At 70.6% G+C, this 22,530-nt stretch carries 24 protein-coding genes and 2 pseudogenes; 4 read left to right on the forward strand and 22 right to left on the reverse strand.

Annotated elements, in window-relative coordinates:
• Window positions 1-39: 39 nt before the first annotated feature.
• The 4 genes from alr to ACZ60X_RS29520 form a co-directional block, all read right to left on the reverse strand.
• A complete protein-coding gene (gene alr, locus ACZ60X_RS29505) occupies window positions 40-1,209 on the reverse strand; it encodes an alanine racemase (protein ID WP_469604779.1) in 1,170 nt (389 codons plus the stop codon).
• Between the two features lie 47 nt (window positions 1,210-1,256).
• A complete protein-coding gene (locus ACZ60X_RS29510; RefSeq protein ID WP_469604784.1) occupies window positions 1,257-2,159 on the reverse strand; it encodes a L,D-transpeptidase family protein in 903 nt (300 codons plus the stop codon).
• A gap of 108 nt (window positions 2,160-2,267) precedes the next feature.
• Window positions 2,268-3,698 (reverse strand): NAD(P)H-hydrate dehydratase, encoded by a 1,431-nt coding sequence (locus ACZ60X_RS29515; protein ID WP_469604787.1) that lies wholly within the window; start codon window positions 3,696-3,698, stop codon window positions 2,268-2,270.
• 80 nt (window positions 3,699-3,778) lie between these two features.
• On the reverse strand, window positions 3,779-4,150 hold the full coding sequence (locus ACZ60X_RS29520) for a holo-ACP synthase (protein WP_469604789.1): 372 nt from the start codon (window positions 4,148-4,150) through the stop codon (window positions 3,779-3,781).
• Window positions 4,151-4,372: 222 nt separating this feature from the next.
• On the opposite strand from ACZ60X_RS29520, the gene ACZ60X_RS29525 reads away from it, so the two are divergent.
• Window positions 4,373-5,152 carry an SDR family NAD(P)-dependent oxidoreductase gene (locus ACZ60X_RS29525; RefSeq protein ID WP_469604792.1) on the forward strand — a complete coding sequence of 260 codons (780 nt, stop codon included), beginning with the start codon at window positions 4,373-4,375 and terminating at the stop codon, window positions 5,150-5,152.
• Window positions 5,153-5,161: 9 nt separating this feature from the next.
• Here ACZ60X_RS29525 and glmS read toward each other — a convergent pair whose 3' ends face one another.
• Window positions 5,162-7,009 carry a glutamine--fructose-6-phosphate transaminase (isomerizing) gene (gene glmS / locus ACZ60X_RS29530; RefSeq protein WP_469604794.1) on the reverse strand — a complete coding sequence of 616 codons (1,848 nt, stop codon included), beginning with the start codon at window positions 7,007-7,009 and terminating at the stop codon, window positions 5,162-5,164.
• 75 nt (window positions 7,010-7,084) lie between these two features.
• Window positions 7,085-7,544: pseudogene (locus ACZ60X_RS29535) on the reverse strand (ATP-binding protein); the annotation flags it as partial.
• A gap of 412 nt (window positions 7,545-7,956) precedes the next feature.
• On the opposite strand from ACZ60X_RS29535, the gene coaA reads away from it, so the two are divergent.
• Window positions 7,957-8,940, forward strand: a complete 984-nt coding sequence (gene coaA / locus ACZ60X_RS29540) for a type I pantothenate kinase (RefSeq protein ID WP_469604797.1) — start codon at window positions 7,957-7,959, stop codon at window positions 8,938-8,940.
• Between the two features lie 21 nt (window positions 8,941-8,961).
• Window positions 8,962-9,884, forward strand: a pseudogene (locus ACZ60X_RS29545) (DUF389 domain-containing protein); the annotation flags it as partial.
• A gap of 60 nt (window positions 9,885-9,944) precedes the next feature.
• On the opposite strand, the gene glmM reads toward ACZ60X_RS29545, so the two are convergent.
• The 3 genes from glmM to rplM form a co-directional block, all read right to left on the reverse strand.
• On the reverse strand, window positions 9,945-11,303 hold the full coding sequence (glmM, locus tag ACZ60X_RS29550; RefSeq protein ID WP_469604800.1) for a phosphoglucosamine mutase: 1,359 nt from the start codon (window positions 11,301-11,303) through the stop codon (window positions 9,945-9,947).
• Between the two features lie 151 nt (window positions 11,304-11,454).
• A complete protein-coding gene (gene rpsI, locus ACZ60X_RS29555; protein WP_067055812.1) occupies window positions 11,455-11,967 on the reverse strand; it encodes a 30S ribosomal protein S9 in 513 nt (170 codons plus the stop codon).
• A 42-nt stretch (window positions 11,968-12,009) separates the two neighbouring features.
• Window positions 12,010-12,453, reverse strand: coding sequence for a 50S ribosomal protein L13 (gene rplM / locus ACZ60X_RS29560; RefSeq protein ID WP_014674395.1), 444 nt, complete (start codon window positions 12,451-12,453; stop codon window positions 12,010-12,012).
• Between the two features lie 298 nt (window positions 12,454-12,751).
• On the opposite strand from rplM, the gene ACZ60X_RS29565 reads away from it, so the two are divergent.
• Window positions 12,752-13,624: a hypothetical protein gene (locus ACZ60X_RS29565; protein ID WP_469604805.1), complete on the forward strand. Its 873-nt coding sequence runs from the start codon at window positions 12,752-12,754 to the stop codon at window positions 13,622-13,624.
• Window positions 13,625-13,762: 138 nt separating this feature from the next.
• Here the strand turns inward: ACZ60X_RS29565 and truA are convergent, their stop codons facing one another.
• From truA to rpsE, 13 genes are all read right to left on the reverse strand, one after another.
• Window positions 13,763-14,626: a tRNA pseudouridine(38-40) synthase TruA gene (truA, locus tag ACZ60X_RS29570; RefSeq protein WP_469604808.1), complete on the reverse strand. Its 864-nt coding sequence runs from the start codon at window positions 14,624-14,626 to the stop codon at window positions 13,763-13,765.
• Window positions 14,627-14,700: 74 nt separating this feature from the next.
• The gene (gene rplQ, locus ACZ60X_RS29575; RefSeq protein WP_469604811.1) at window positions 14,701-15,201 is read right to left on the reverse strand and encodes a 50S ribosomal protein L17; all 501 of its coding nucleotides are present in this window, start codon (window positions 15,199-15,201) and stop codon (window positions 14,701-14,703) included.
• Between the two features lie 117 nt (window positions 15,202-15,318).
• On the reverse strand, window positions 15,319-16,341 hold the full coding sequence (locus ACZ60X_RS29580; RefSeq protein ID WP_003966937.1) for a DNA-directed RNA polymerase subunit alpha: 1,023 nt from the start codon (window positions 16,339-16,341) through the stop codon (window positions 15,319-15,321).
• Window positions 16,342-16,492: 151 nt separating this feature from the next.
• On the reverse strand, window positions 16,493-16,897 hold the full coding sequence (gene rpsK, locus ACZ60X_RS29585) for a 30S ribosomal protein S11 (RefSeq protein WP_003956432.1): 405 nt from the start codon (window positions 16,895-16,897) through the stop codon (window positions 16,493-16,495).
• A gap of 65 nt (window positions 16,898-16,962) precedes the next feature.
• Window positions 16,963-17,343, reverse strand: coding sequence for a 30S ribosomal protein S13 (gene rpsM / locus ACZ60X_RS29590; protein WP_023547369.1), 381 nt, complete (start codon window positions 17,341-17,343; stop codon window positions 16,963-16,965).
• Window positions 17,344-17,535: 192 nt separating this feature from the next.
• Entirely contained in the window at window positions 17,536-17,649 is a 114-nt protein-coding gene (rpmJ, locus tag ACZ60X_RS29595; protein WP_003998809.1) for a 50S ribosomal protein L36, read from the reverse strand.
• A 62-nt stretch (window positions 17,650-17,711) separates the two neighbouring features.
• Window positions 17,712-17,933 (reverse strand): translation initiation factor IF-1, encoded by a 222-nt coding sequence (infA, locus tag ACZ60X_RS29600; protein ID WP_003948620.1) that lies wholly within the window; start codon window positions 17,931-17,933, stop codon window positions 17,712-17,714.
• A gap of 167 nt (window positions 17,934-18,100) precedes the next feature.
• On the reverse strand, window positions 18,101-18,937 hold the full coding sequence (gene map, locus ACZ60X_RS29605; RefSeq protein ID WP_469604929.1) for a type I methionyl aminopeptidase: 837 nt from the start codon (window positions 18,935-18,937) through the stop codon (window positions 18,101-18,103).
• A 102-nt stretch (window positions 18,938-19,039) separates the two neighbouring features.
• On the reverse strand, window positions 19,040-19,702 hold the full coding sequence (locus ACZ60X_RS29610) for an adenylate kinase (protein ID WP_469604815.1): 663 nt from the start codon (window positions 19,700-19,702) through the stop codon (window positions 19,040-19,042).
• Window positions 19,702-21,015, reverse strand: a complete 1,314-nt coding sequence (gene secY, locus ACZ60X_RS29615) for a preprotein translocase subunit SecY (RefSeq protein ID WP_469604818.1) — start codon at window positions 21,013-21,015, stop codon at window positions 19,702-19,704. The genes ACZ60X_RS29610 and secY overlap by 1 nt, the downstream gene beginning before the upstream one ends.
• A gap of 244 nt (window positions 21,016-21,259) precedes the next feature.
• Window positions 21,260-21,715 carry a 50S ribosomal protein L15 gene (rplO, locus tag ACZ60X_RS29620; protein WP_366015822.1) on the reverse strand — a complete coding sequence of 152 codons (456 nt, stop codon included), beginning with the start codon at window positions 21,713-21,715 and terminating at the stop codon, window positions 21,260-21,262.
• A 2-nt stretch (window positions 21,716-21,717) separates the two neighbouring features.
• Window positions 21,718-21,900, reverse strand: coding sequence for a 50S ribosomal protein L30 (rpmD, locus tag ACZ60X_RS29625; protein ID WP_003974250.1), 183 nt, complete (start codon window positions 21,898-21,900; stop codon window positions 21,718-21,720).
• A gap of 2 nt (window positions 21,901-21,902) precedes the next feature.
• Window positions 21,903-22,508: a 30S ribosomal protein S5 gene (gene rpsE, locus ACZ60X_RS29630; protein WP_030860989.1), complete on the reverse strand. Its 606-nt coding sequence runs from the start codon at window positions 22,506-22,508 to the stop codon at window positions 21,903-21,905.
• Window positions 22,509-22,530 lie beyond the last annotated feature (22 nt).

Consider the following 22,530-nt stretch of genomic DNA (forward strand, 5'->3'; position numbering starts at 1 on the left):
GATCCTGGTCGCGCCCCGCTGCCGCGCCCTGTCTACGGGTTACCCGAGTCGTTCCGCGTTCACGTAGACGCGGGGCACCCGGGTTCCGATGCGTGTGACGATCTCGTACGCGATCGTGCCGCAGGCCTGCGCCCAGTCCTCGGCGGTCGGCTCGCCGCGGTCGCCGGGCCCGAACAGCACGGCCTCGCTGCCCACCGCCGGCTCGTCGCCGCCGAGGTCCACGACGAACTGGTCCATGGCGACCCGGCCTGCGACCGTGCGCCACTTGCCGTCGACCAGCACCGGGCCGGTGCCGGAGGCGTGCCGCGGGATGCCGTCCGCGTAGCCGACCGGGACGAGGCCGAGGGTGGTCTCGCCGGGCGTGACGTAGTGGTGGCCGTAGGAGACCCCGTGCCCGCCGGGGACGTGCTTGACCAGGGCCAGCGAGGCGCGCAGCGTCATCACCGGGCGCAGCCCGAAGTCGGCCGGGGTGCCCAGTTCGGGGCTGGGCGAGATGCCGTAGAGCGCGATGCCCGTGCGGACGAGGTCGAAGTGGGTCTCGGGAAGGGTCAGCGCGGCGGGCGAGTTGGCGATGTGCCGCACCTCGGGCCGTACGCCCCGCTCCTCGGCGTACGCCGTCATGTCCCGGAAGAGGTCGAGCTGGGCGGTGATGGAGGGGTGCCGGGGCTCGTCGGCGCAGGCGAAGTGCGACCACAGCCCGGTGACCTTCACCAGCCCGTCGGCCTCGGCGCGCAGGGCGGCGCCGACCAGCTCGGCCCAGTCGGCGCCGGGCTGGCAGCCGTTACGGCCGAGCCCGGTGTCGGCCTTGAGCTGCACGCGCGCGGGGCGCCCGGCCGCGCGGGCGGCCGCGACGGCCTCGCGCAGCGCCCACATCCCGCTGACGGACACGTCGAGATCGGCCTCGATCGCCTGCCGCCAGGGCCCGCCGGGCACCCACAGCCAGCACAGGATCCGGCCGGGCAGCCCGGCCGCGCGCAGCGCGAGTGCCTCCTCGGGCGTGGCCGTGCCGAGCCAGGTCGCGCCCGCGTCGAGGGCCGCGCGGGCACAGGGCACCGCCCCGTGGCCGTACCCGTCGGACTTGACGACGGCCATCACGGCCGCGCCCTTCGCCCGGGCACGCAGGGCCCGCGCATTGGCGCGCAGGGCACCCAGGTCGATCTCGGCCCGGGCGCGCAGGGGGGCGGTCGGCTCAGCTGCTGTCTCACTCATGGCGCCCCCAGTGTCTCATCAGGGCTCGGCGGGCCCCGGTCGCAGTCTCAGGTACCCGGCCTGCGCCCCCATACGTAGACATGGTCGCCCTTCCCCACCACGTTCCACAGCGTGCGCGCGTCCCCGAGCCTGAGATTGACGCAGCCCCAGGAGCCGACGGTGGTGTGGATGCTGCCGTAGACGGCGTGGAAGGCCTCGGCGCCGTCGAAGAACTGGGCATACGGCATGGGCTGGTTGTAGAGGGGCGACGCGTGGTTCTTGTGCCGCCAGTAGACCGTGTGCCAGCCCTCGCGGGTGACGTGCCCCTTGCGTCCGCTGCGCATCGGCACCGGCCCGAACAGCACCTCGGAGCCCTTCTGCACCCAGGTGAGCTGCCGGTCCAGATCGACACAGGCCACCTTGTACGACCGCACCGGGCACCTGCCGGCGGCGTTCGGGTTCTTCCGGGCCGAGACGAGCGTCATGGTCGACCAGGTGACGGGCCCGGCGAAGCCGCTCGCGGGCCTGATCCCGTACTTCAGCTGGAAGGCCCGGACGGCCCTGCAGTCGGCGGCGGACTGCCGGCCGTCCGCCCTCAGCCCCAGCCACCGCTCCACCCGGCGCTGGTACGGCCCGGTCCGGCTGCTGCACGAGACCTTGGCGACGGCGTCGGAGAGCGGCACGTACTCGACGAGGTCGTACGCCCCCGCGGGCGCCTGCCGGGGCTCGATGCGGTCTTCGCGCAGCGGCGGCGCGTAGACCTTCGGGGGCAGCACCTGGTCGGGCGTGTCGAGCTGCCCGGGCTGACCGGTGAGGGCCTGGCCGGGGACGAGTCCGGGGGCGGGTCCGGGAGCGGGCGGCTTCCGGGCGGCCCGGGGCACGGCGGCCGGGGCCGGGGACGCGGCCGGGAGGGTCACTGCGGTGGCGAGCAGCACAGCGACGGCCGTGGACGCCATTCGTCTGCTGATCATGCGATCAGCCAAACGCGCGGCCCCACCGGACCGGCGGTGCCGCGCGGGGGGATCACCCGTGTCGCCTACCGGCTCGGGAAGGGGGGCGGGGCACCGCTCCGGGGTCGGCTACGGCGCCGTCACATCCCGCCACGCCTCCGGGATCCGCGCCGCCACGTCGTGCGCCCCCGCCGGCGCTCCGCGCGCCGCCAACCTCCCGGCCAGCCCGTGCAGATACGCGGCCACGCTCCCCGCGTCCAGCACCGGCAGCCCCGCTGCCAGCAGGGACCCCGCGAGCCCGGACAGCACGTCCCCGCTGCCCGCCGTGGCCAGCCAGGAGGTGCCCGTGGCGTTCACCCGCACCGGCCCGCCCCCGGCGGTGGCGACCAGGGTCGTGGAGCCCTTCAGCAGCACGGTCGCCCCGTACACCGCCGCCAGCTCCCGCACCGCCGCCAGCCGGGCGCCCTCGACCTCCTCGCGCCGTACGCCCAACAGCGCGGCCGCCTCCCCGGCGTGAGGGGTCATCAGCGTCGGCGCGGTCCGCCCGCGCACCGCGTCCCGCTCGGCCAGCCGCAGCCCGTCCGCGTCGAGCAGCACCGGTACGTCCGTGCCGAGCACCTCGGCCACGGTCGCCGCGTCCTCCCCCGCACCGGGGCCGGTCACCCAGGCCTGCACCCGGCCCGCCTTCGCCGGCCCCCGGTCGGACACCAGCGTCTCCGGGAAGCGCGCGATGACCGCGTCCGCCGCGGGACCGACGTACCGTACGGCCCCGGCCCCGCCGCGCAGCGCGCCGGAGACGGCGAGCACGGCGGCCCCCGGATAGCGCGCGGACCCGGCCGCGATCCCGACGACGCCGCGCCGGTACTTGTCGCTCTCCGCGCCCGGCACCGGCAGCCGCCGCGCCACATCGGCGTGCTGCAGGGCGTCCAGCTCGCCGGCGCCGGGCAGTTCGAGCCCGATGCCGACGAGCCGGACGACCCCGGCGTACTCCCGCGCGGGATCGATCAGCAGTCCGGGCTTGTACGTGCCGAAGGTGACGGTCAGGTCGGCGTGGACGGCGGCCCCGCGCACCTCGCCGGTGTCGGCCTCGACCCCGCTGGGCAGGTCCACGGCGACCACGGCGGCCCGGGACCGCCCGGCCGCCTCGGCCAGCGCGGCCGCCTCGGGCCGCAGGCCGCCCTTCCCGCCGATCCCGACGATGCCGTCCACGACGAGGTCCGCGCGCTCCACCAGTTCCTCGGCACCGCCGGAGGCCACCGCGCCACCCGCCCGGCGCAGCGCCGCCAGTCCGCCGGCGTGCGCCCGCTCGGGCGCGAGCAGCACGGCCGTGACCCCGGCCCCGCGCCGGGCCAGCCGCGCCCCCGCGTACAGGGCGTCCCCGCCGTTGTCCCCGCTGCCCACGAGCAGCACCACCCGGCTGCCGTACACCCGGCCGAGCAGTTCCGCGCAGGCCGCGGCCAGTCCCGCGGCGGCCCGCTGCATCAGCGCGCCCTCCGGCAGCCGTGCCATGAGGGCCCGTTCGGCCGCCCTTACCGTCTCCACGCTGTACGCAGTACGCATGGCACCGAGTCTGCCCCGGAACCGGCGCGGGCCACACCCGTAACCGGCCGTGGCCCGGCCGGGCCGCCGCCCCGGGACGCTCAGCCCTCGGCGACCACCACGGCCGAGGCGACACCGGCGTCATGGCTGAGCGACACGTGCCAGGACTGCACGCCGAGTTGGGCGGCCCGCGCCGCCACGGTCCCCCGCACCCGCAACCGGGGCTGCCCGCTGTCCTCGACGTACACCTCGGCGTCGGTCCAGTGCAGTCCGGGCGGCGCGCCCAGGGCCTTCGCCAGCGCCTCCTTGGCCGCGAACCGGGCCGCGAGCGAGGCGATCCCGCGCCGCTCCCCGCTGGGCAGCAGCAGTTCCGACTCCACGAAAAGCCGCTCGGCCAGCCCGGGGGTGCGCTCCAGCGACACCCGGAACCGGTCGACCTCGGCGACGTCGATCCCCACTCCGATGATGCTCATGCCGGGCAGCCTACGGTCGCGCGGCACCGGCGCGCGGTGTGGTGCCGGGCGTGCCCCGGCCAGGCGGGTTCGGCGGAGTCCGGTGCGGTTCGGCAGCGCCCCGAAGGGGCGCGGGGCTGGGCCGATGTGCGGCTCCGCCGCGTGGGCGCGACCGGCCACGGCGGACCGCGGCCGCCCGGCGGCACGGCACGGCGCTCCCGGCGGAGCGCTTAGGCTCCGCCCATGACTTCCGAGGCCTATCTCTCCGACCTGTTCGCGCTGGACGACCGCACCGCCGTGGTGACCGGGGGCAGTTCCGGCATCGGCCGGGCCATCGCCAGGGCGCTGGCGCGGGCCGGCGCCCGGGTGGTGGTCGTGGCCCGCGGCAAGGGGCAACTGGCCGACACTGTCGCCGAGTTGACGGACGCGGGCGCGCGGGCGGCCTGGGTCGCGGGCGACCTGGGCAGCCGGGACGGGGTACGCGCCGCCGCCGAGGAGGCGGCCGCGGTGTTCGGCGAGCCGGACATCCTGGTCAACTCCGCCGGGATCAACCTCAGGCCGCCGATGGACGAGCTGGGCGACGACGTGTGGGACGCCACGATGGCGGTGAACCTTCAGGCGCCCTTCCTGCTGGGCCGGCGCTTCGGGCCCGGTATGGCGCAGCGCGGCTTCGGCCGGATCATCCACATCACCTCGCAGCAGGCCCACCGCGCCTTCGTGCAGAGCGGCGCCTACGGCGTCTCCAAGGGCGGTCTGGAGTCGCTGGCCCGGTCCCAGGCCGAGGCGTGGTCGCCGTACGGCGTCACCGTGAACACACTGGTGCCCGGCTTCGTGATGACCGCGCTGAACCGGCGGCTCTCGTCCGACCCCGAGAAGGTGGCCGCCCTGGCCGCGCGCACGATGATCGGGCGCAACGGGCTGGCCGAGGACTTCGAAGGCGCGGCCGTCTTCCTCGCGAGCCGCGCCTCCGCCTATGTCACCGGCCAGTCGATCTTCGTGGACGGCGGTCTGTCAGTGCACTGAGCCGGCCGGCTACTCGACCGTGACCGACTTCGCCAGGTTGCGCGGCTGGTCCACCTCGTTGCCCCGCGCGGTGGCCAGCTCGCAGGCGAAGACCTGCAGCGGCACGGTCGCGACCAGCGGCTGGAGCAGGGTCGGGGTGGCGGGGATGCGGATGAGGTGGTCGGCGTACGGCACCACCGCCTCGTCGCCCTCCTCCGCGATCACGATCGTGCGGGCGCCGCGGGCCCGGATCTCCTGGATGTTGGAGACGATCTTGTCGTGCAGGACCGAGCGGCCGCGCGGGGAGGGTACGACCACGACGACGGGCACGTCCTCCTCGATCAGCGCGATCGGCCCGTGCTTCAGCTCGCCCGCCGCGAAGCCCTCGGCGTGCATGTACGCCAGCTCCTTGAGCTTGAGCGCGCCTTCCAGCGCCACCGGGTAGCCCACGTGCCGGCCCAGGAACAGCACGGTGTTCTTCTGCGCCAGCGTCCGCGCGAGCGCCCGTACCGGCTCCATGGTCTCCAGGACCCGCTCGACCTCCTCCGAGATCCGGGACAGGTCCTTGATCACGGCCTGGATCTCGTCGCCCCACTTGGTGCCGCGCACCTGGCCCAGGTACAGCGCCACCAGGTAGCAGGCCACCAGCTGGGTCAGGAACGCCTTGGTGGAGGCGACGGCGACCTCGGGACCGGCGTGCGTGTAGAGCACGGCGTCCGACTCGCGGGGAATGGTCGAGCCGTTGGTGTTGCAGATGGCCAGCACCTTCGAGCCCTGCTCACGGGCGTGCCTGAGGGCCATGAGCGTGTCCATGGTCTCGCCGGACTGGGAGATGGCGATGACCAGGGAACGGTTGTCCAGGATCGGGTCCCGGTAGCGGAACTCGCTGGCCAGCTCCACCTCGCACGGGATGCGCGTCCAGTGCTCGATGGCGTACTTGGCGATCAGCCCGGCGTGGAAGGCGGTACCGCAGGCGACGATGACGACCTTGTCGATCTCGCGCAGCTCCGAGGGCGCGATGCGGACCTCGTCCAGCGTCAGCGAGCCGGACGGGTCGATCCGGCCGAGCAGGGTGTCGGCGACCGCCTTGGGCTGCTCGGCGATCTCCTTGAGCATGAAGTAGTCGTAGCCGCCCTTCTCGGCGGCCGACGCGTCCCAGTCCACGTGGTAGCTGCGTACCTCGGCCGGGCGGCCGTCGAACCCGGTGACGGTGACGCCGCCGCGGCGCAGCTCCACCACCTGGTCCTGCCCCAGCTCGATCGCCGAGCGGGTGTGCGCGATGAACGCGGCGACGTCGGAGGCCAGGAACGCCTCGCCCTCGCCGACGCCCACCACGAGCGGCGAGTTGCGCCGCGCGCCCACGACCACGTCCGGCTCGTCGGCGTGCACCGCGACCAGCGTGAACGCGCCCTCCAGCCGCCGGCACACCAGCCGCATGGCCTCCGCGAGGTCCGCGCAGGAGGAGAACTCCTCGGCGAGGAGGTGGGCGACGACCTCGGTGTCCGTCTCGGACGCCAGCTCGTGGCCGCGTTCGGCGAGTTCGGCGCGCAGGAGGGCGAAGTTCTCGATGATGCCGTTGTGCACGACGGCGACGCGCCCGGCGTTGTCGAGGTGCGGATGGGCGTTGGCGTCGGTCGGTCCGCCGTGCGTGGCCCAGCGGGTGTGACCGATGCCCGTCGCGCCCGTCGGCAGCGGCCGCTCGACCAGCTCCTTCTCCAGGTTGACCAGCTTGCCCGCCTTCTTCGCCGCGGCCAGCCCGCCGTCCGCGAGCACGGCGACCCCCGCCGAGTCGTACCCCCGGTACTCCAGCCGCTTCAGCCCGGCCATCACGACATCGAGCGCCGACTGCGCCCCTACGTATCCCACGATTCCGCACATGCGCGGCAGCCTACGGCCCGGCCGCCGCCCGATCACCGCCCCAACCCGCTCCCGTCTGCCCGAATTCGGAAATTTTCAGCTGTCTTTGATCAGCTGCTCGCACCAGATGGTCTTGCCGGCCGCGCGGTGCCGGGTGCCCCACCGGTCGGACAGCTGGGCGACCAGGAGCAGCCCGCGTCCGCCCTCGTCGAAGATCCGGGCCCGGCGCAGGTGCGGCGCGGTGTTGCTGCCGTCGGAGACCTCGCGGATGAGCGCGCCCTCGGCGGAGTCGCCGTTCGCCCTGGTACGGATGAGCCGCAGCCGGATCGGCGGGGCGCCGTAACAACGGATGGCGTTGGGCACCAGCTCGCTGACGACCAGCTCGGTGACGAAGGACGACTCCTCCAGCCGCCAGGCGTCCAGTTGCCCGGTGGTCAGGGCCCGGACCCGGGGGAGGTGCTCCGGGTCGGCGCCGGACGTCCCAGGTGACGACCTGGTCGGACGAGAACACGCGGGTCCGGGCGAGCAACAGGGTGACGTCATCTGAGCCGTCTTCCAGGGGCCGAGGAACGCGCCCCGCCGGGAGATGACGTAGCCGCGCTGGTACGTCTCGATGTCGAGGACGAGGTTGTCGACCAGCCTCGCCTGGTTCTCCGCGGCCACGGAATGCCGCTCGGCGAGGCTCGCCTGCCGCATGCCGTGGATCGACCAGAACAGCACCCCGAAGGCGACCGCGACCAACCGCGACCAGCAGGGCGAGCAGGGCCCTGTCACCGCCGTCAGCGCGACCAGACCCGTGGCGCGCGCCTGCCCCGCCGGCCCGTGTCCGCCATGCGTGCCCCACACTTCGCCGCCGCCGAGCGGCGGCAGCAGTCCGGAAAGCGGACCCACCTCGAATTTTAGTGGCCGCCGGCCGCGCGTGACGGAGCCCACCCTCCCGCCTGTTCAAACTCCGTTAACAATGGACTGTGATCTCTCCGGTCTCCCCCAGGAGCGCCCACCGGCACAGGCCGGAGGCGACTCCCTACGTCGACCTCACCCGCGCCGAGTGGAGCGCGCTGCGCGAGAAGACGCCGCTGCCGCTCACCGCCGAGGAGGTGGAGAAGCTGCGCGGTCTGGGCGATGTCATCGACCTCGACGAGGTGCGCGACGTCTACCTCCCGCTCTCCCGGCTCCTCAACCTCTACGTGGGCGCCACGGACGGCCTGCGCGGTGCCCTGAACACCTTCCTCGGCGAGCAGGGCTCCCAGTCCGGCACCCCGTTCGTCATAGGCGTCGCCGGCTCGGTGGCCGTGGGCAAGTCCACGGTCGCCCGCCTGCTGCAGGCCCTGCTCTCCCGCTGGCCGGAACACCCGCGCGTCGAGCTGGTCACGACGGACGGCTTCCTGCTGCCCACCCGGGAGCTGGAGGCCCGCGGCCTGATGTCGCGGAAAGGATTCCCCGAGTCCTACGACCGCCGCGCCCTCACCCGCTTCGTCGCCGACATCAAGGCCGGCAAGGACGAGGTGACCGCCCCCGTCTACTCCCACCTCATCTACGACATCGTCCCCGACCAGCGGCTCACCGTGCGCCGCCCCGACATCCTCATCGTCGAGGGCCTCAACGTGCTCCAGCCCGCCCTGCCCGGCAAGGACGGCCGCACCCGGGTCGGCCTCGCGGACTACTTCGACTTCAGCGTCTACGTCGACGCGAGCGCCGAGGACATCGAGCGCTGGTACCTCAACCGCTTCAAGAAGCTGCGCCAGACGGCGTTCCAGAACCCCAACTCGTACTTCCGCACGTACACCCAGGTCTCCGAGGAGGAGGCCCTCGACTACGCCCGCACCCTGTGGCGCACGATCAACAAGCCCAACCTGGTCGAGAACATCGCCCCCACCCGCGGCCGGGCCACCCTGGTGGTGCGCAAGGGCCCCGACCACAAGGTGCAGCGCCTGCGGCTGCGCAAGCTGTAACCGGTCGGGTTGGACGGGCGCATGCTGCATCTGCGCCTGATCACCCCGGCGGACCGCACCGACGAGGTGGTCCGGCTGATCGAGAGCACGGTCGGCACGGCCCATCTCGTGGTCCTGCCGGCCGCCGCCCGCAATCCCGCCGGAGACGTGGTGCTGTGCGACGCGGCACGCGAAGCGGGGGACGAACTCATCAGCGGGCTGCGGCGGTCGGGCCTGGACGACACCGGCTCCATCGCGGTGGCGAACATCGACCTGTCCCTGTCCCGGCGCGCCGACAAGGCCGAGGGGGAGGCGCCGGGCGAGGGCGCCGACGCGGTGCTGTGGGAGGGCCTGACCGAGGCCACGCACGAGGAGTCGGCCCTGTCGGTCACCTACCTCGCGTTCATCGCCCTCGCCACGATGATCGCGGCCTGCGGTGTGGTCCTGGACAACGCGATCCTGATCGTCGGCGCGATGGCGGTGGGCCCGGAGTTCGGCCCGCTGGCGGGCCTGTGCACGGCCCTCGTCCAGCGGCACCCCCGCCTCGCGCCGCGCTCACTGACCGCGCTGCTGGTGGGCTTCGCGGTGGCGATGACGGCGACGGTGGGCTTCACCTACCTCATGGACGCACTGGAGCTGTTCACGAAGGTCCGGCTGGAGGCGGAGCGCTCGAACACCAACTTCATCTACCGCCCGGACGCGTTCTCCTTCGTCGTCGCCGTCCTGGCCGGCGTCGCGGGCACGCTCTCCCTGACCTCCGCCAAGTCCGGCGCCCTGGTCGGCGTGGCCATCTCGGTGACGACGGTCCCGGCGGCGGCGAACGCGGCGGTCGCCTTCACCTACACCGAGCCTGCCAGGCCTGGGGTTCCACGGCCCAACTCCTGTTGAACCTGCTGGGCGTCGTCCTGGCGGGAACGCTCACGCTGGTGGCCCAGAAGTACTTCTGGAAGCGGCAACGACAACGTGCCCAAGGGTGCGGGGCCGTGCCCCCGCACAGCCCCGCACCCCCGGCCCGAACCGGCGAACTACCCCAACGCCGACTTCACGGCATCGGCCAGCCGCCCGGCAACCGTCCGCGCCTGCTCGATGTCCGCCGCTTCCACCATCACCCGGACCAACGGCTCGGTACCCGACGGGCGCAGCAGCACCCGCCCGGTCTCCCCGAGTTCCCGCTCCGCCTCGGCGACGGCGGCGGCGAGGTCGGCCGACGTGCGCACCCGCGCCTTGTCCACATCGGGCACGTTGATGAGGATCTGCGGCAGCCGCTCCATCACCGACGCCAGCTCCCGCAGCGAACGGCCGGTCTGCGCCACCCGCGCGGCCAGCAGCAGCCCGGTCAGCGTGCCGTCACCGGTCGTCGCGTGGTCGAGGATGATCACGTGCCCGGACTGCTCGCCACCGAGGGCGTACCCGTGCTCCTTCATCTCCTCCAGCACGTACCGGTCGCCCACGGCCGTCTGCACGAGCCGGATCCCGGCCCGCTCCATCGCCAGCTTGAACCCGAGGTTGGACATCACGGTCGCCACCACGGTGTCGGCCCGCAGCGCGGAGCGCTCCCGCAGGGCCAGCGCCAGCACGGCGAGGATCTGGTCGCCGTCGACCTCCTCGCCGGTGTGGTCCACGGCCAGGCAGCGGTCGGCGTCGCCGTCGTGCGCGATGCCGAGGTCCGCGCCGTGCTCGACGACCGCGGCCTTCAGCTGGTCCAGATGCGTGGAGCCGCACCCGTCGTTGATGTTGAGGCCGTCCGGCGCGGCACCGATCGTGACGACCTGCGCGCCCGCCCGGGAGAACGCCTCCGGCGAGACCCCCGAGGCCGCGCCGTGCGCTTCGTCCAGGACGATCCTCAGTCCGTCGAGCCGGTTGGGCAGCGCCGCCAGCAGATGCTCGACGTAGCTCTCGGCGCCCTCCTCGTAGGCGCGCACGCGCCCCACGCCCGCGCCCGTCGGCCGCTGCCACGGCTCGCCGTGCCGGTGCGACTCGTACACCGCCTCGATCCGGTCCTCCAGCTCGTCGGCGAGCTTGTGGCCGCCGCGGGCGAAGAACTTGATGCCGTTGTCCGGCATGGCGTTGTGGCTGGCGGAGAGCATCACGCCCAGGTCGGCGCCGAGCGCGCCCGTCAGGTGCGCGACGGCGGGGGTCGGCAGCACTCCCACGCACCGTACGTCGACGCCGGCGCTCGCGAGACCGGCGACCACGGCCGCCTCCAGGAACTCCCCGGACGCGCGCGGGTCCCGGCCGACCACCGCCGTCGGCTTGTGGCCCTCGAAAGTGCCCGCCTCTGCCAGCACGTGCGCCGCGGCGACGGAGAGGCCGAGCGCCATCTCCGCGGTCAGATCCGCGTTGGCGACACCGCGCACGCCGTCCGTGCCGAAGAGTCGTCCCACTTGTCCTCCTGAGGAAACTTCCGATCACACAAGCCGCCTAGCGGCTGAGCGTCTTGTGTCGTTATACGCCCTTGGCTGGGGTAAACGAACGCCCCGACGGCACATGTGGCGTGCCGCCGGGGCGTTCGGAGTACGAGCAGGCAGCTGCTGTTTAGCGCTTGCTGTACTGCGGGGCCTTGCGGGCCTTCTTCAGACCGGCCTTCTTGCGCTCGACCGCACGGTCGTCGCGCTTGAGGAAGCCGGCCTTCTTCAGCGGGCCGCGGTTGTTGTCGACGTCCGCCTCGTTCAGCGCGCGGGCGACACCGAGACGGAGCGCACCGGCCTGACCCGAGACACCGCCACCCGCGATGCGGGCGATGACGTCGTAACGGCCTTCCAGCTCAAGCACCTTGAAGGGCTCGTTGACTTCCTGCTGGTGCACCTTGTTCGGGAAGTAGTCCTCGAGGGTGCGGCCGTTGATCTTCCACTTGCCGGTGCCCGGGACGATCCGGACACGGGCGATGGCGTTCTTCCGGCGGCCCAGGCCGGCGGCCGGCTGGGGCTCACCGAAGCGCGAGGCGAGGGACTCGGAGGTGTACTCACCCTCCAGCGGCACCTCGGACTCGGTGGTGTAGCTGTCGATGTCAAGCTCTTCGAGCGGCTGCTCGGCAGTGGTCTCGGCCACGATTCTCCTCAGATTCTCTTCAGTCTTAGGGGGTGGCCGGACTTACTGCGCGACCTGGGTGATCTCGAACGGCACCGGCTGCTGGGCAGCGTGCGGGTGCTGGTCACCCTTGTAGACCTTCAGCTTCGAGAGCATCTGACGGCCCAGGGAGTTCTTCGGGAGCATGCCCTTGACGGCCTTCTCGATGGCCTTCTCGGGGTTCTTGTCGAGCAGCTCGTCGTAACGGACGGAGCGCAGACCACCCGGGTAGCCGGAGTGGCGGTAGGCCATCTTCTGGGTCCGCTTGTTGCCGGAGAGGTGCACCTTGTCGGCGTTGATGATGATGACGAAGTCACCAGCGTCGACGTGCGGCGCGTAGATCGGCTTGTGCTTGCCCCGGAGGAGGGTCGCTGCGGTGGTGGCGAGACGGCCCAGGACGACGTCCTGAGCGTCGATGACGTGCCACTGGCGCGTCACATCGCCGGGCTTGGGGCTGTACGTACGCACGGTTCGTAGCCTTCGCTTCGAGTGAATGGTCCTGAACAGGTCACCGAAACGATCACGACAGCCTTGACCGCACCGCGGTGACGCAAACCGCGTGCTGGTCGCTGGTCATCGGCCCGGTGGACCGGTGTAAGGGCCCGTCCCGTGAGAATGAGCAAGCCAATACACAACGAAGAAGCAGGTTACCCGCAGGCCCCCGGCAGGGTCAAAACGACCCTCTTCCCCGGCCCTCCGGCGGACAAACACCACATGCCGCCCGACGCGCTCCTGGGCCCCCGGCGCCCCGTCTAAGATGCGCCCCATGAGTTACGGGCAGGGGGGACCCCAGTCTCAGTGGGATCCCTGGAAACCGCATTCCCAGCAGCCCTGGAGCAGCGGCGGTGACGACGGGACCCCGGACTGGGCCGCGCTCGCCGAGGCCTCCGAGACCCGCAACAAGCGCCGCAAGCTGCTGTTCGTCGGCGGCGGCGCGCTCGCCACGATCGCCGTCGGCACCGCCGTGGCCATGGCCGTGGTGTCCGCGAACAGCAAGAACAGCGCCTCGGGCAACCCGACGAACCTGCCCGTCAGCGCCTCGCGGAGCGGCTCGGCCGCGCCCTCCTTCGCCCCCACCAGCGCCCCGCCGCCGCTGGACCCGAAGGAGTTCATATCCAGCGCCAAGAAGGACAAGGCCCCGCTCAGCGCCGACACCCTCTTCCCGGGCACCCAGCTGACCATGGGCAACCGCGTGTACAAGAAGGGCGCCACGGCCGACACCACCACCTGCGCCTCCGCCGCCGGCGGCAAGCTGCCGCAGATCCTCAGCGCGAACGGCTGCACCCGCCTGATCCGCGCGACCTACACCAGGGACGGCATCGCGGTCACCGTCGGCGTCGCCCTGTTCGACACCCAGGACGCGGCCACCCAGGCCAAGAAGCAGGCCGCCAAGAACGCCATGGTGCGCTCCCTGCCCGGCAAGGGCGTGGGGAACTTCTGCGACTCCGCGGTCTGCCTGACCACCGCGAACTCCGTCGGCCGCTACGCCTACTTCACGACGGTCGGCTTCACCGACGGCAAGAACGTCACCAGCAAGGACTCGAAGGTCTTCGACACCGGCAACGACCTGCAGCAGTTCACCTTCAACCAGATCTACCGCCGCGGCCAGGCCCAGGCATCGGCCGCCTCGAACGGCTAGCCGGGCGGTCCGGCACGGCACACCGCCGACTCCAGCCGGGTACGCGGGATCATCGTGGAGCCCTCGGCGCGCTCGGCGCACCGGATCGGGATCTCGACGGCCCGGTGCCCGGCGCGTACGGCCTTCGGCGTGGACGGCCTAACAGGTTTCGCATCCCGACGCACCGGGGAGCGAGCGCTTGTTCCGCGCCTCCTTGTTGCGCGCCGCCAGCAGCTCGTCGGCCGGGTAGCCGACCTCCTCCAGCGTCAGCCCGTGCGGCCGTACGACATGGACGGCGGAGTCCCGCACCCCCGCGGCCAGCACCTTCCCGGGCCACTGCGGTCCGCGGTGCCCGTCCCCGACGAACAGCAGCGCGCCGATCAGCGAGCGCACCATGTTGTGGCAGAAGGCGTCGGCGCGCACGGTCGCGGTGATGATCCCGTCGGACCCGCGCACGAGGCTCAGCTCCTGCAGGGTGCGGATGGTCGTCGCCCCCTCCCGCTTCTTGCAGTAGGCGGCGAAGTCGTGCTCGCCGAGCAGGTGCCGCGCCGCCTCGTTCATGGCGTCCACGTCGAGCGGCCAGTCGTGCCACAGGACATGGCCCCGCAGCAGGGGGTCCACTCCCCCGGGATTGTCCGTCACCCGGTAGGCGTAGCGCCGCCAGACGGCCGAGAACCGGGCGTCGAAGCCGCGGGGTGCCTCCCGGAGCGCCCATACCCGTACGTCCTTGGGCAGCCGCCCGGCGAGGCGCTTGAGCAGCTTCCCGCTCTGCTCCGCCCAGACCTCCCGGGGCAGATCGACATGGGCCACCTGGCCGCGCGCGTGCACCCCGGCGTCGGTCCGCCCGGCCACGGTCAGGTCGTAGGTCTCCCGGGACCGGGTGACGGTCCGCAGCGCGTCCTCGATCTCCCCCTGCACGGTCCGCTTGCCACCGGCCTGCTTGGCCCACCCGTGGAAGCCGGTGCCGTCGTAGGACAGGTCGAGACGGACGCGGACGTGCCCGGGCTGTACTTCGTCACTCACGTGGGCATCCTCTCAGGTACGCGAAAGCGGGTCCGCCCCGAAGGGCGAACCCGCTCCCGGCGTCAGGCGGAGCCTCAGGCGTCCTTGGACTCCTCGGCACCGGCCTCGGCGGCCTCGGTCTCCTCGACCTTGGTCTCCTCGACCGTGGCCTCCTCGGCCTCCTTGACCGCACGCTTGGTGGCGGCCTCGGCCTCACCGACGGCCTTCTGCTGCACCGTCAGCGCCTCGACCAGCTCGATGACGGCCATGGGCGCGTTGTCGCCACGGCGGTTACCGATCTTGGTGATGCGGGTGTAGCCACCCGGACGGTTCTCGTACCGCGGGCCGATCTCGGTGAAGAGCGTGTGGACGACGCCCTTGTCCGTGATGACCTGGAGCACCTGACGGCGGTTGTGAAGGTCGCCCTTCTTCGCCTTGGTGATCAGACGCTCGGCGTACGGCCGCAGGCGGCGGGCCTTCGCCTCGGTGGTGGTGATACGGCCGTGCTCGAAGAGGCTCTTCGCGAGGTTCGCGAGGAGCAGCTTCTCGTGCGCGGCGCTGCCGCCCAGACGGGCACCCTTGGTGGGCTTCGGCATGGTTCTTCTCCTGTGTGTCTGCCCCGGCCGTGTCAGGTACCGGGGTCAGTATCCGAGCGGGCGGTTGCCCGTCGGAGATCCGGGGTCCGCTGACGCGAACCCCGGAGGTGGTGGAGATCAGTACTGCTCGGTCTCCACGAAACCCGCGTCCGCGTCGTCGTCCGCGCCGAAGGCGTCGGCGGCGGCGGTCGGGTCGAATCCGGGCGGGCTGTCCTTCAGGGCCAGGCCCATGCCGGCCAGCTTCGCCTTGACCTCGTCGATGGACTTCGCACCGAAGTTGCGGATGTCCAGCAGGTCGGCCTCGGAGCGCGCGACCAGCTCACCCACGGAGTGGATGCCCTCACGCTTGAGGCAGTTGTAGGAGCGGACCGTCAGCTCCAGCTCCTCGATCGGCAGCGCCAGGTCGGCGGCCAGGGCGGCGTCCGTGGGGGACGGGCCCATGTCGATGCCCTCGGCGTCGATGTTCAGCTCGCGGGCGAGACCGAACAGCTCGACCAGGGTCTTGCCGGCGGAGGCCATGGCGTCACGGGGACGCATCGCCTGCTTGGTCTCGACGTCGACGATCAGCTTGTCGAAGTCGGTGCGCTGCTCGACACGCGTGGCCTCGACCTTGTACGTGACCTTCAGCACCGGCGAGTAGATGGAGTCGACCGGGATACGGCCGATCTCCTGGCCCACCTGCTTGTTCTGCACGGCGGAGACGTAGCCGCGACCGCGCTCGACGGTCAGCTCCATCTCCAGCTTGCCCTTGCCGTTGAGCGTGGCGAGGACGAGGTCGGGGTTGTGCACCTCGACACCGGCCGGGGGCGCGATGTCGGCGGCGGTGACCAGACCCGGGCCCTGCTTGCGCAGGTACATCACGACCGGCTCGTCGTGCTCCGAGGAGACGACCAGCTGCTTGATGTTGAGGATCAGGTCGGTGACGTCCTCCTTGACGCCCGGCACGGTGGTGAACTCGTGCAGGACGCCGTCGATCCGGATGCTGGTGACCGCAGCGCCGGGGATCGAGGACAGGAGCGTGCGGCGGAGGGAGTTGCCGAGGGTGTAGCCGAAGCCCGGCTCCAGCGGCTCGATCACGAACCGGGAGCGGAACTCGTCGACGACCTCTTCGGTCAACGAGGGTCGCTGAGCGATCAGCATCTGTTGATCAGATCCTTCTCTCGTGGACGCCCGCTATTTGACGTCCGACGGAAACCGCACCCGTGAGAAGTGCGGGTACTGCAAGGGTACGGGCGGCACGGCCCTTACGGAGCCGTACCGCCCGGACCCTGAGCCAGACGAAGGCCGTGCGTCAGACGCGGCGGCGCTTCGGCGGACGGCAGCCGTTGTGCGGGGTCGGGGTGACGTCCTGGATGGAGCCGACCTCGAGGCCCGTGGCCTGCAGGGAGCGGATCGCGGTCTCACGACCGGAGCCCGGGCCCTTGACGAACACGTCGACCTTGCGCATGCCGTGCTCCTGGGCGCGGCGGGCGGCCGACTCGGCGGCCATCTGCGCGGCGAACGGCGTGGACTTCCGGGAGCCCTTGAAGCCGACGTGGCCGGCGGAGGCCCAGGAGATCACGTTGCCGGACGGGTCCGTGATGGAGACGATCGTGTTGTTGAACGTGCTCTTGATGTGCGCGTGGCCGTGAGCGACGTTCTTCTTTTCCTTGCGGCGCACCTTCTTGGCAGCGCCCTGACGACCCTTGGGGGGCATCTACTAACTCCTACGGGAGGTGGTCGGTCCTACAGCGAAGACCGTGGACAGAGGTCCGCTGCGGACTACTTCTTGCCCGGCTTCTTCTTGCCGGCGATGGCGCGACGCGGGCCCTTGCGGGTACGGGCGTTGGTGCTGGTGCGCTGACCGCGGACGGGCAGACCGCGACGGTGACGCAGACCCTGGTAGCAGCCGATCTCGACCTTGCGGCGGATGTCGGCCTGGATCTCGCGACGGAGGTCACCCTCGGTCTTGATGTTGTTGTCGACGTACTCGCGGATCGCGACCAGCTGCTCTTCGGTCAGGTCACGAACGCGGGTGTTCGGGTCGACGCCGGTCGCAGCCAGCGTCTCCTTCGAGAGGGTCCGGCCGATGCCGAACACGTAGGTGAGGGCGACCTCCACGCGCTTTTCGCGCGGGATGTCAACACCGGAAACGCGTGCCATTCAATGGCTCCTGGTGATCTTTCGGAGGTCTTCCGCAGGACCGGCTCCCGGCCGCCGTACGAGGTACGAACCGGGTCCCCGGCCTCCGAACCGGGGGTGTCGAGCTGGCTGGCTCGGGTCCTGCGTATGAACATATTCAGCTCGCGTCGCGCGAAACTCTGCGATAGCGGTGCAGAGGGGGATGGTCGTGCGTCAGCCCTGGCGCTGCTTGTGGCGCGGGTTCTCGCAGATGACCATGACCCGGCCGTGACGGCGGATCACCCTGCACTTGTCGCAGATCTTCTTGACGCTCGGCTTGACCTTCATTGGGTGAGGTTCTCCGGGTCAGTTGCCGGCACCCCCGCGTCACCGCGGGGCTTGGGCAAGATCTACTTGTACCGGTAGACGATCCGGCCACGCGTCAGGTCGTACGGAGACAGCTCCACCACGACCCGGTCGTCAGGGAGGATGCGGATGTAGTGCATGCGCATCTTGCCGCTGATGTGTGCCAGGACCTGGTGGCCGTTCTGGAGCTCGACCTTGAACATGGCGTTCGGCAGAGACTCGACGACAGTGCCCTCGATCTCGATGGCACCTTGCTTCTTGGCCACGCTTCGCCCTTCGAATCGACTACCTTGATCGGCTCCGCCGCACGCGCACGCACGCAGGCATGAGGGTGCACAAGAGCCGACGAGTCAGTCTACGTCGGCGCACCAGGAAAGGCGAATCGAGGAAGTCTGCCCTACGAGGGAGATCGTTAAGCGAGCGGGTGCGTTTCTCAGCCGAGCGGGTCGGGAGCGGCCTGGATGCCGTACTCGGCCAGCTTGGCCCTGCCCCCGTCGGGCGCGGTCAGGACCAGCGGGCCCTGTGCCGTCAGGGCGACCGAGTGCTCCCAGTGGGACGACCACGTGCCGTCCGTCGTGATGACCGTCCAGTCGTCCGACAGGACCTCCGTGCGCGGGGTGCCGAGGGAGACCATCGGCTCGATCGCGAGGCAGAAGCCGGGCACCAGCTTGGGCCCCTTGCCGCGCCGGCGGTCGACGTAGTTCAGCAGGTGCGGGTCCATGTGCATCTCGGTGCCGATGCCGTGGCCGCCGTAGTCCTCGATGATCCCGTACTTGCCGCCGCCCGGCTTCGGCTGCCGACGGATGTACGTCTCGATCGCCCGGGAGATGTCCACCAGGCGGCTGCCCTGCTTCATGGCCGCGATGCCGGCCCACATCGACTCTTCGGTCACCCGGGACAGCTCGACCAGCTCGGGAGCGTGACCGGAGCCCACGAACGCCGTGTAGGCCGCGTCGCCGTGCCAGCCGTCGACGATCGCGCCGCAGTCGATGGAGATGATGTCGCCGTCCTTCAGGACGACGTCCTCGGAGGGGATGCCGTGGACGACCACGTCGTTCACGGAGGTGCAGATGGTCGCAGGGAAGCCGCCGTAGCCGAGGAAGTTCGACTTCGCGCCGTGCTCGGCCAGCACCTTGCGGGCGACCTCGTCCAGGTCCTTGGTGGAGGCGCCGGGCACCGCGGCCTCGCGGGTGGCCGCGTGGATGGCGGCGACGACCAGGCCCGCCGCACGCATCTTGGCGATCTGCTCGGGCGTCTTGATCTGCACCATGGGAAGCCTGCGCTCTCCGTCACTCACGTCGACTCGGTTATCTGTACAACACTACGGCCGCGGCGCCCCGAGAGGGCGACGCGGCCGGAACGGGCCGTCGGACTACTGGTCGTCCTTCTCGCGCCCCAGGACGTCCAGCGCCCGCTGCGTGATCTCTTCCACGGGGCCCAGCGACGAGATCGTCACGACCAGGCCCTGCGTCTTGTAGTAGTCGATGATCGGCTCGGTCTGCGTGTGGTAGACCTCCAGCCGCGTGCGCACGGTCTCCTCGGAGTCGTCGTCGCGCTGGTACAGCTCACCGCCGCAGACGTCGCACACGCCCTCCTTCTTCGGCGGGCTGTACGTCACGTGGAAGACGTGCGAGGAGTCGTTGCGGCAGATGCGGCGGCCGGCGATGCGCTTGACGACCTCGTCCTCCGGGACCTCCAGGTCCAGGACGGCGTCCAGCTTGATGCCCTCGTCCTTCAGCAGCCCGTCCAGCGCCTCGGCCTGGTCCACGTTGCGCGGGAAGCCGTCGAGCAGGAAGCCGCCCTCGGCGTCCTGCTGCTCCATGCGGTCCTTGGCCATGTCGATGGTCACCGAGTCCGGCACCAGCTCACCGCGGTCCATGTACGACTTCGCGAGCTTGCCCAGCTCCGTCTGCTGGCTGATGTTGGCCCGGAACAGGTCGCCCGTGGAGATGTGCGGAATCTTCAGCTCCGCGGCGAGGCGGACGGCTTGCGTTCCCTTACCGGCACCCGGCGGCCCGACGAGGACGATACGCATCAGCGGAGGAACCCTTCGTAATTGCGCTGCTGGAGCTGGCTCTCGATCTGCTTCACCGTCTCGAGGCCGACACCCACGATGATCAGGATGCTGGTCCCGCCGAAGGGGAAGTTCTGGCTTGCCCCGAAGCCGACCAACGCCATTGTCGGTACGAGAGCGATCAGACCCAGATACAGCGAACCCGGCCAGGTGATCCGGTTGAGCACATAGCTGAGGTACTCAGCGGTCGGTCGGCCAGCCCGGATGCCCGGGATGAAGCCACCATACTTCTTCATGTTGTCGGCGACTTCCTCGGGGTTGAAGGAGATCGCCACGTAGAAGAACGCGAAGAAAACGATGAGCAAGAAGTACAGAGTGATGTAAATCGGGTGGTCGCCCTTGGTCAGGTTGGTCTGGATCCACTGCTTCCAGCCCGAGTTGCCCCCCGCGAACTGCGCTACGAGCGCCGGGATGTAGAGCAGCGAGGAGGCGAAGATGACCGGGATCACACCCGCCTGGTTCACCTTGAGCGGGATGTACGTGGATGTACCACCGTAGGACCGGCGGCCGATCATGCGCTTGGCGTACTGCACCGGGATGCGGCGCTGGGCCTGCTCGACGAAGACGACCAGCGCGACCATGACCAGACCGACCAGGATCACGGTGCCGAACTCGATCCAGCCGCCTGCCAGGGTGCCCTGCTTCTTGATGGCCCACAGCGCGGACGGGAAGGTCGCGGCGATCGAGATGAACATCAGGATCGACATGCCGTTGCCGATGCCGCGGTCGGTGATCAGCTCACCGAGCCACATCACGACACAGGTGCCGGCGGTCATGCAGACGACCATCGTGATCGTGGCGAAGATCGCCTGGTCCGGCACGATGCTCGACGCGACGGAGCAGCCGTTGAAGAGCGCGCCGCTGCGGGCGGTGGCGACGAGGCCGGTGCCCTGGAGGATGGCGAGCGCCACGGTCAGGTACCGGGTGTACTGCGTGATCTTCGCCGTGCCGGCCTGGCCCTCCTTCTTCAGGGCCTCCAGGCGCGGGATGACCACGGTCAGCAGCTGAAGGATGATGCTGGCCGTGATGTACGGCATGATGCCGAGCGCGAAGACCGTGATCTGGAGCAGCGCGCCACCACTGAACATGTTCACGAGGCCGAACAGGCCCTGGTTGGCCCCTGCCTCGCTCACACACTGCTGGACGGCCTTGTAGTTGACGCCGGGGATCGGGATGTGGGTACCGACGCGGTAGACCACGATGATGCCCAGCGTGAAGAGCAGCTTCTTGCGCAGGTCGGGCGTCTTGAACGCCCGGGCGAACGCGGTGAGCACGGTGCCTCCTGCGACCCCCGCGCAACTGCGTCAAGGGTGACGGTCTTGAGGTTCGACGGATACAGACGAATTACTAACGGTCAACTGCCGCTCAGGGTGCCCCATGGGGAGCACCCAATGAAAGTGGGCAGTGCTGGCCACCTTACCGGCGACAGCACTTTCCTAGGAACGACCGACCGGGGATACCCCATATGTGGGGTATCCCCGGTCGGGATCGTTCACGTCATCGAGGGACCTGAGGGACTCAGACCAGCTCGGTGACCGTACCGCCGGCAGCGGCGATCTTCTCCTTGGCGGAGCCGGAGACGGCGTCGACCGTCACCTGCAGCGCCACGGAGATCTCGCCCTGGCCGAGGACCTTGACGAGGCTGTTCTTGCGAACGGCACCCTTGGCCACCAGACCCTCGACCGTGACCTCGCCACCCTCGGGGTAGAGCGCGGCCAGCTTGTCGAGGTTCACGACCTGGTACTCGGTCTTGAACGGGTTCTTGAAGCCCTTCAGCTTCGGGAGGCGCATGTGCAGCGGCATCTGGCCGCCCTCGAAGCGCTCCGGAACCTGGTAGCGGGCCTTGGTGCCCTTCGTACCACGACCGGCCGTCTTACCCTTCGACGCCTCACCACGACCGACACGGGTCTTGGCGGTCTTGGCGCCGGGGGCGGGACGGAGGTTGTGGATCTTCAGCGGGTTCTGCTCCGCCATGATCAGTCGACCTCCTCGACCGTCACGAGGTGGCGGACGGTGTGCACCATGCCGCGGAACTCGGGGCGGTCCTCCTTGACGACCTGCGTGTTGATGCCCTTGAGGCCAAGGGAGCGCAGGGTGTCACGGTGGTTCTGCTTGCTGCCGATGTAGGACTTGACCTGCGTGATCTTCAGCTGCGCCATGATCACACACCCGCCCCGGCACGCGCACGGAGCAGAGCCGCGGGAGCGACGTCCTCCAGGGGCAGACCACGGCGGGCCGCGATCTCCTCGGGACGCTGCAGACCCTTCAGGGCCGCCACGGTCGCGTGCACGATGTTGATCGCGTTGTCGGAGCCGAGCGACTTCGACAGCACGTCGTGGATACCGGCGCACTCGAGCACGGCACGCACCGGGCCACCGGCGATAACACCGGTACCGGGGGACGCGGGCTTGAGCAGCACGACGCCGGCAGCCTTCTCACCCTGGATCGGGTGCGGGATGGTGCCCTGGATACGGGGGACCTTGAAGAAGTGCTTCTTGGCCTCCTCAACGCCCTTGGCGATGGCGGCCGGCACCTCCTTGGCCTTGCCGTAACCGACACCCACGGTGCCGTCACCGTCGCCCACCACGACCAGCGCGGTGAAGCTGAAGCGACGACCACCCTTCACAACCTTGGCGACGCGGTTGATCGCGACGACGCGCTCAACGTACGCGGTCTTCTCGGCGGCAGCAGCGCCGCCGTCACGGCCCTTCCGGTCCCGCCGCTCGCCGCCACCGGCACCGCCACCGCGGCGCTGGGGTCCAGCCATTGGATTACCTCTCTCTTTCCGC

This window comes from Streptomyces sp. NPDC104106 (genome assembly GCF_055584345.1).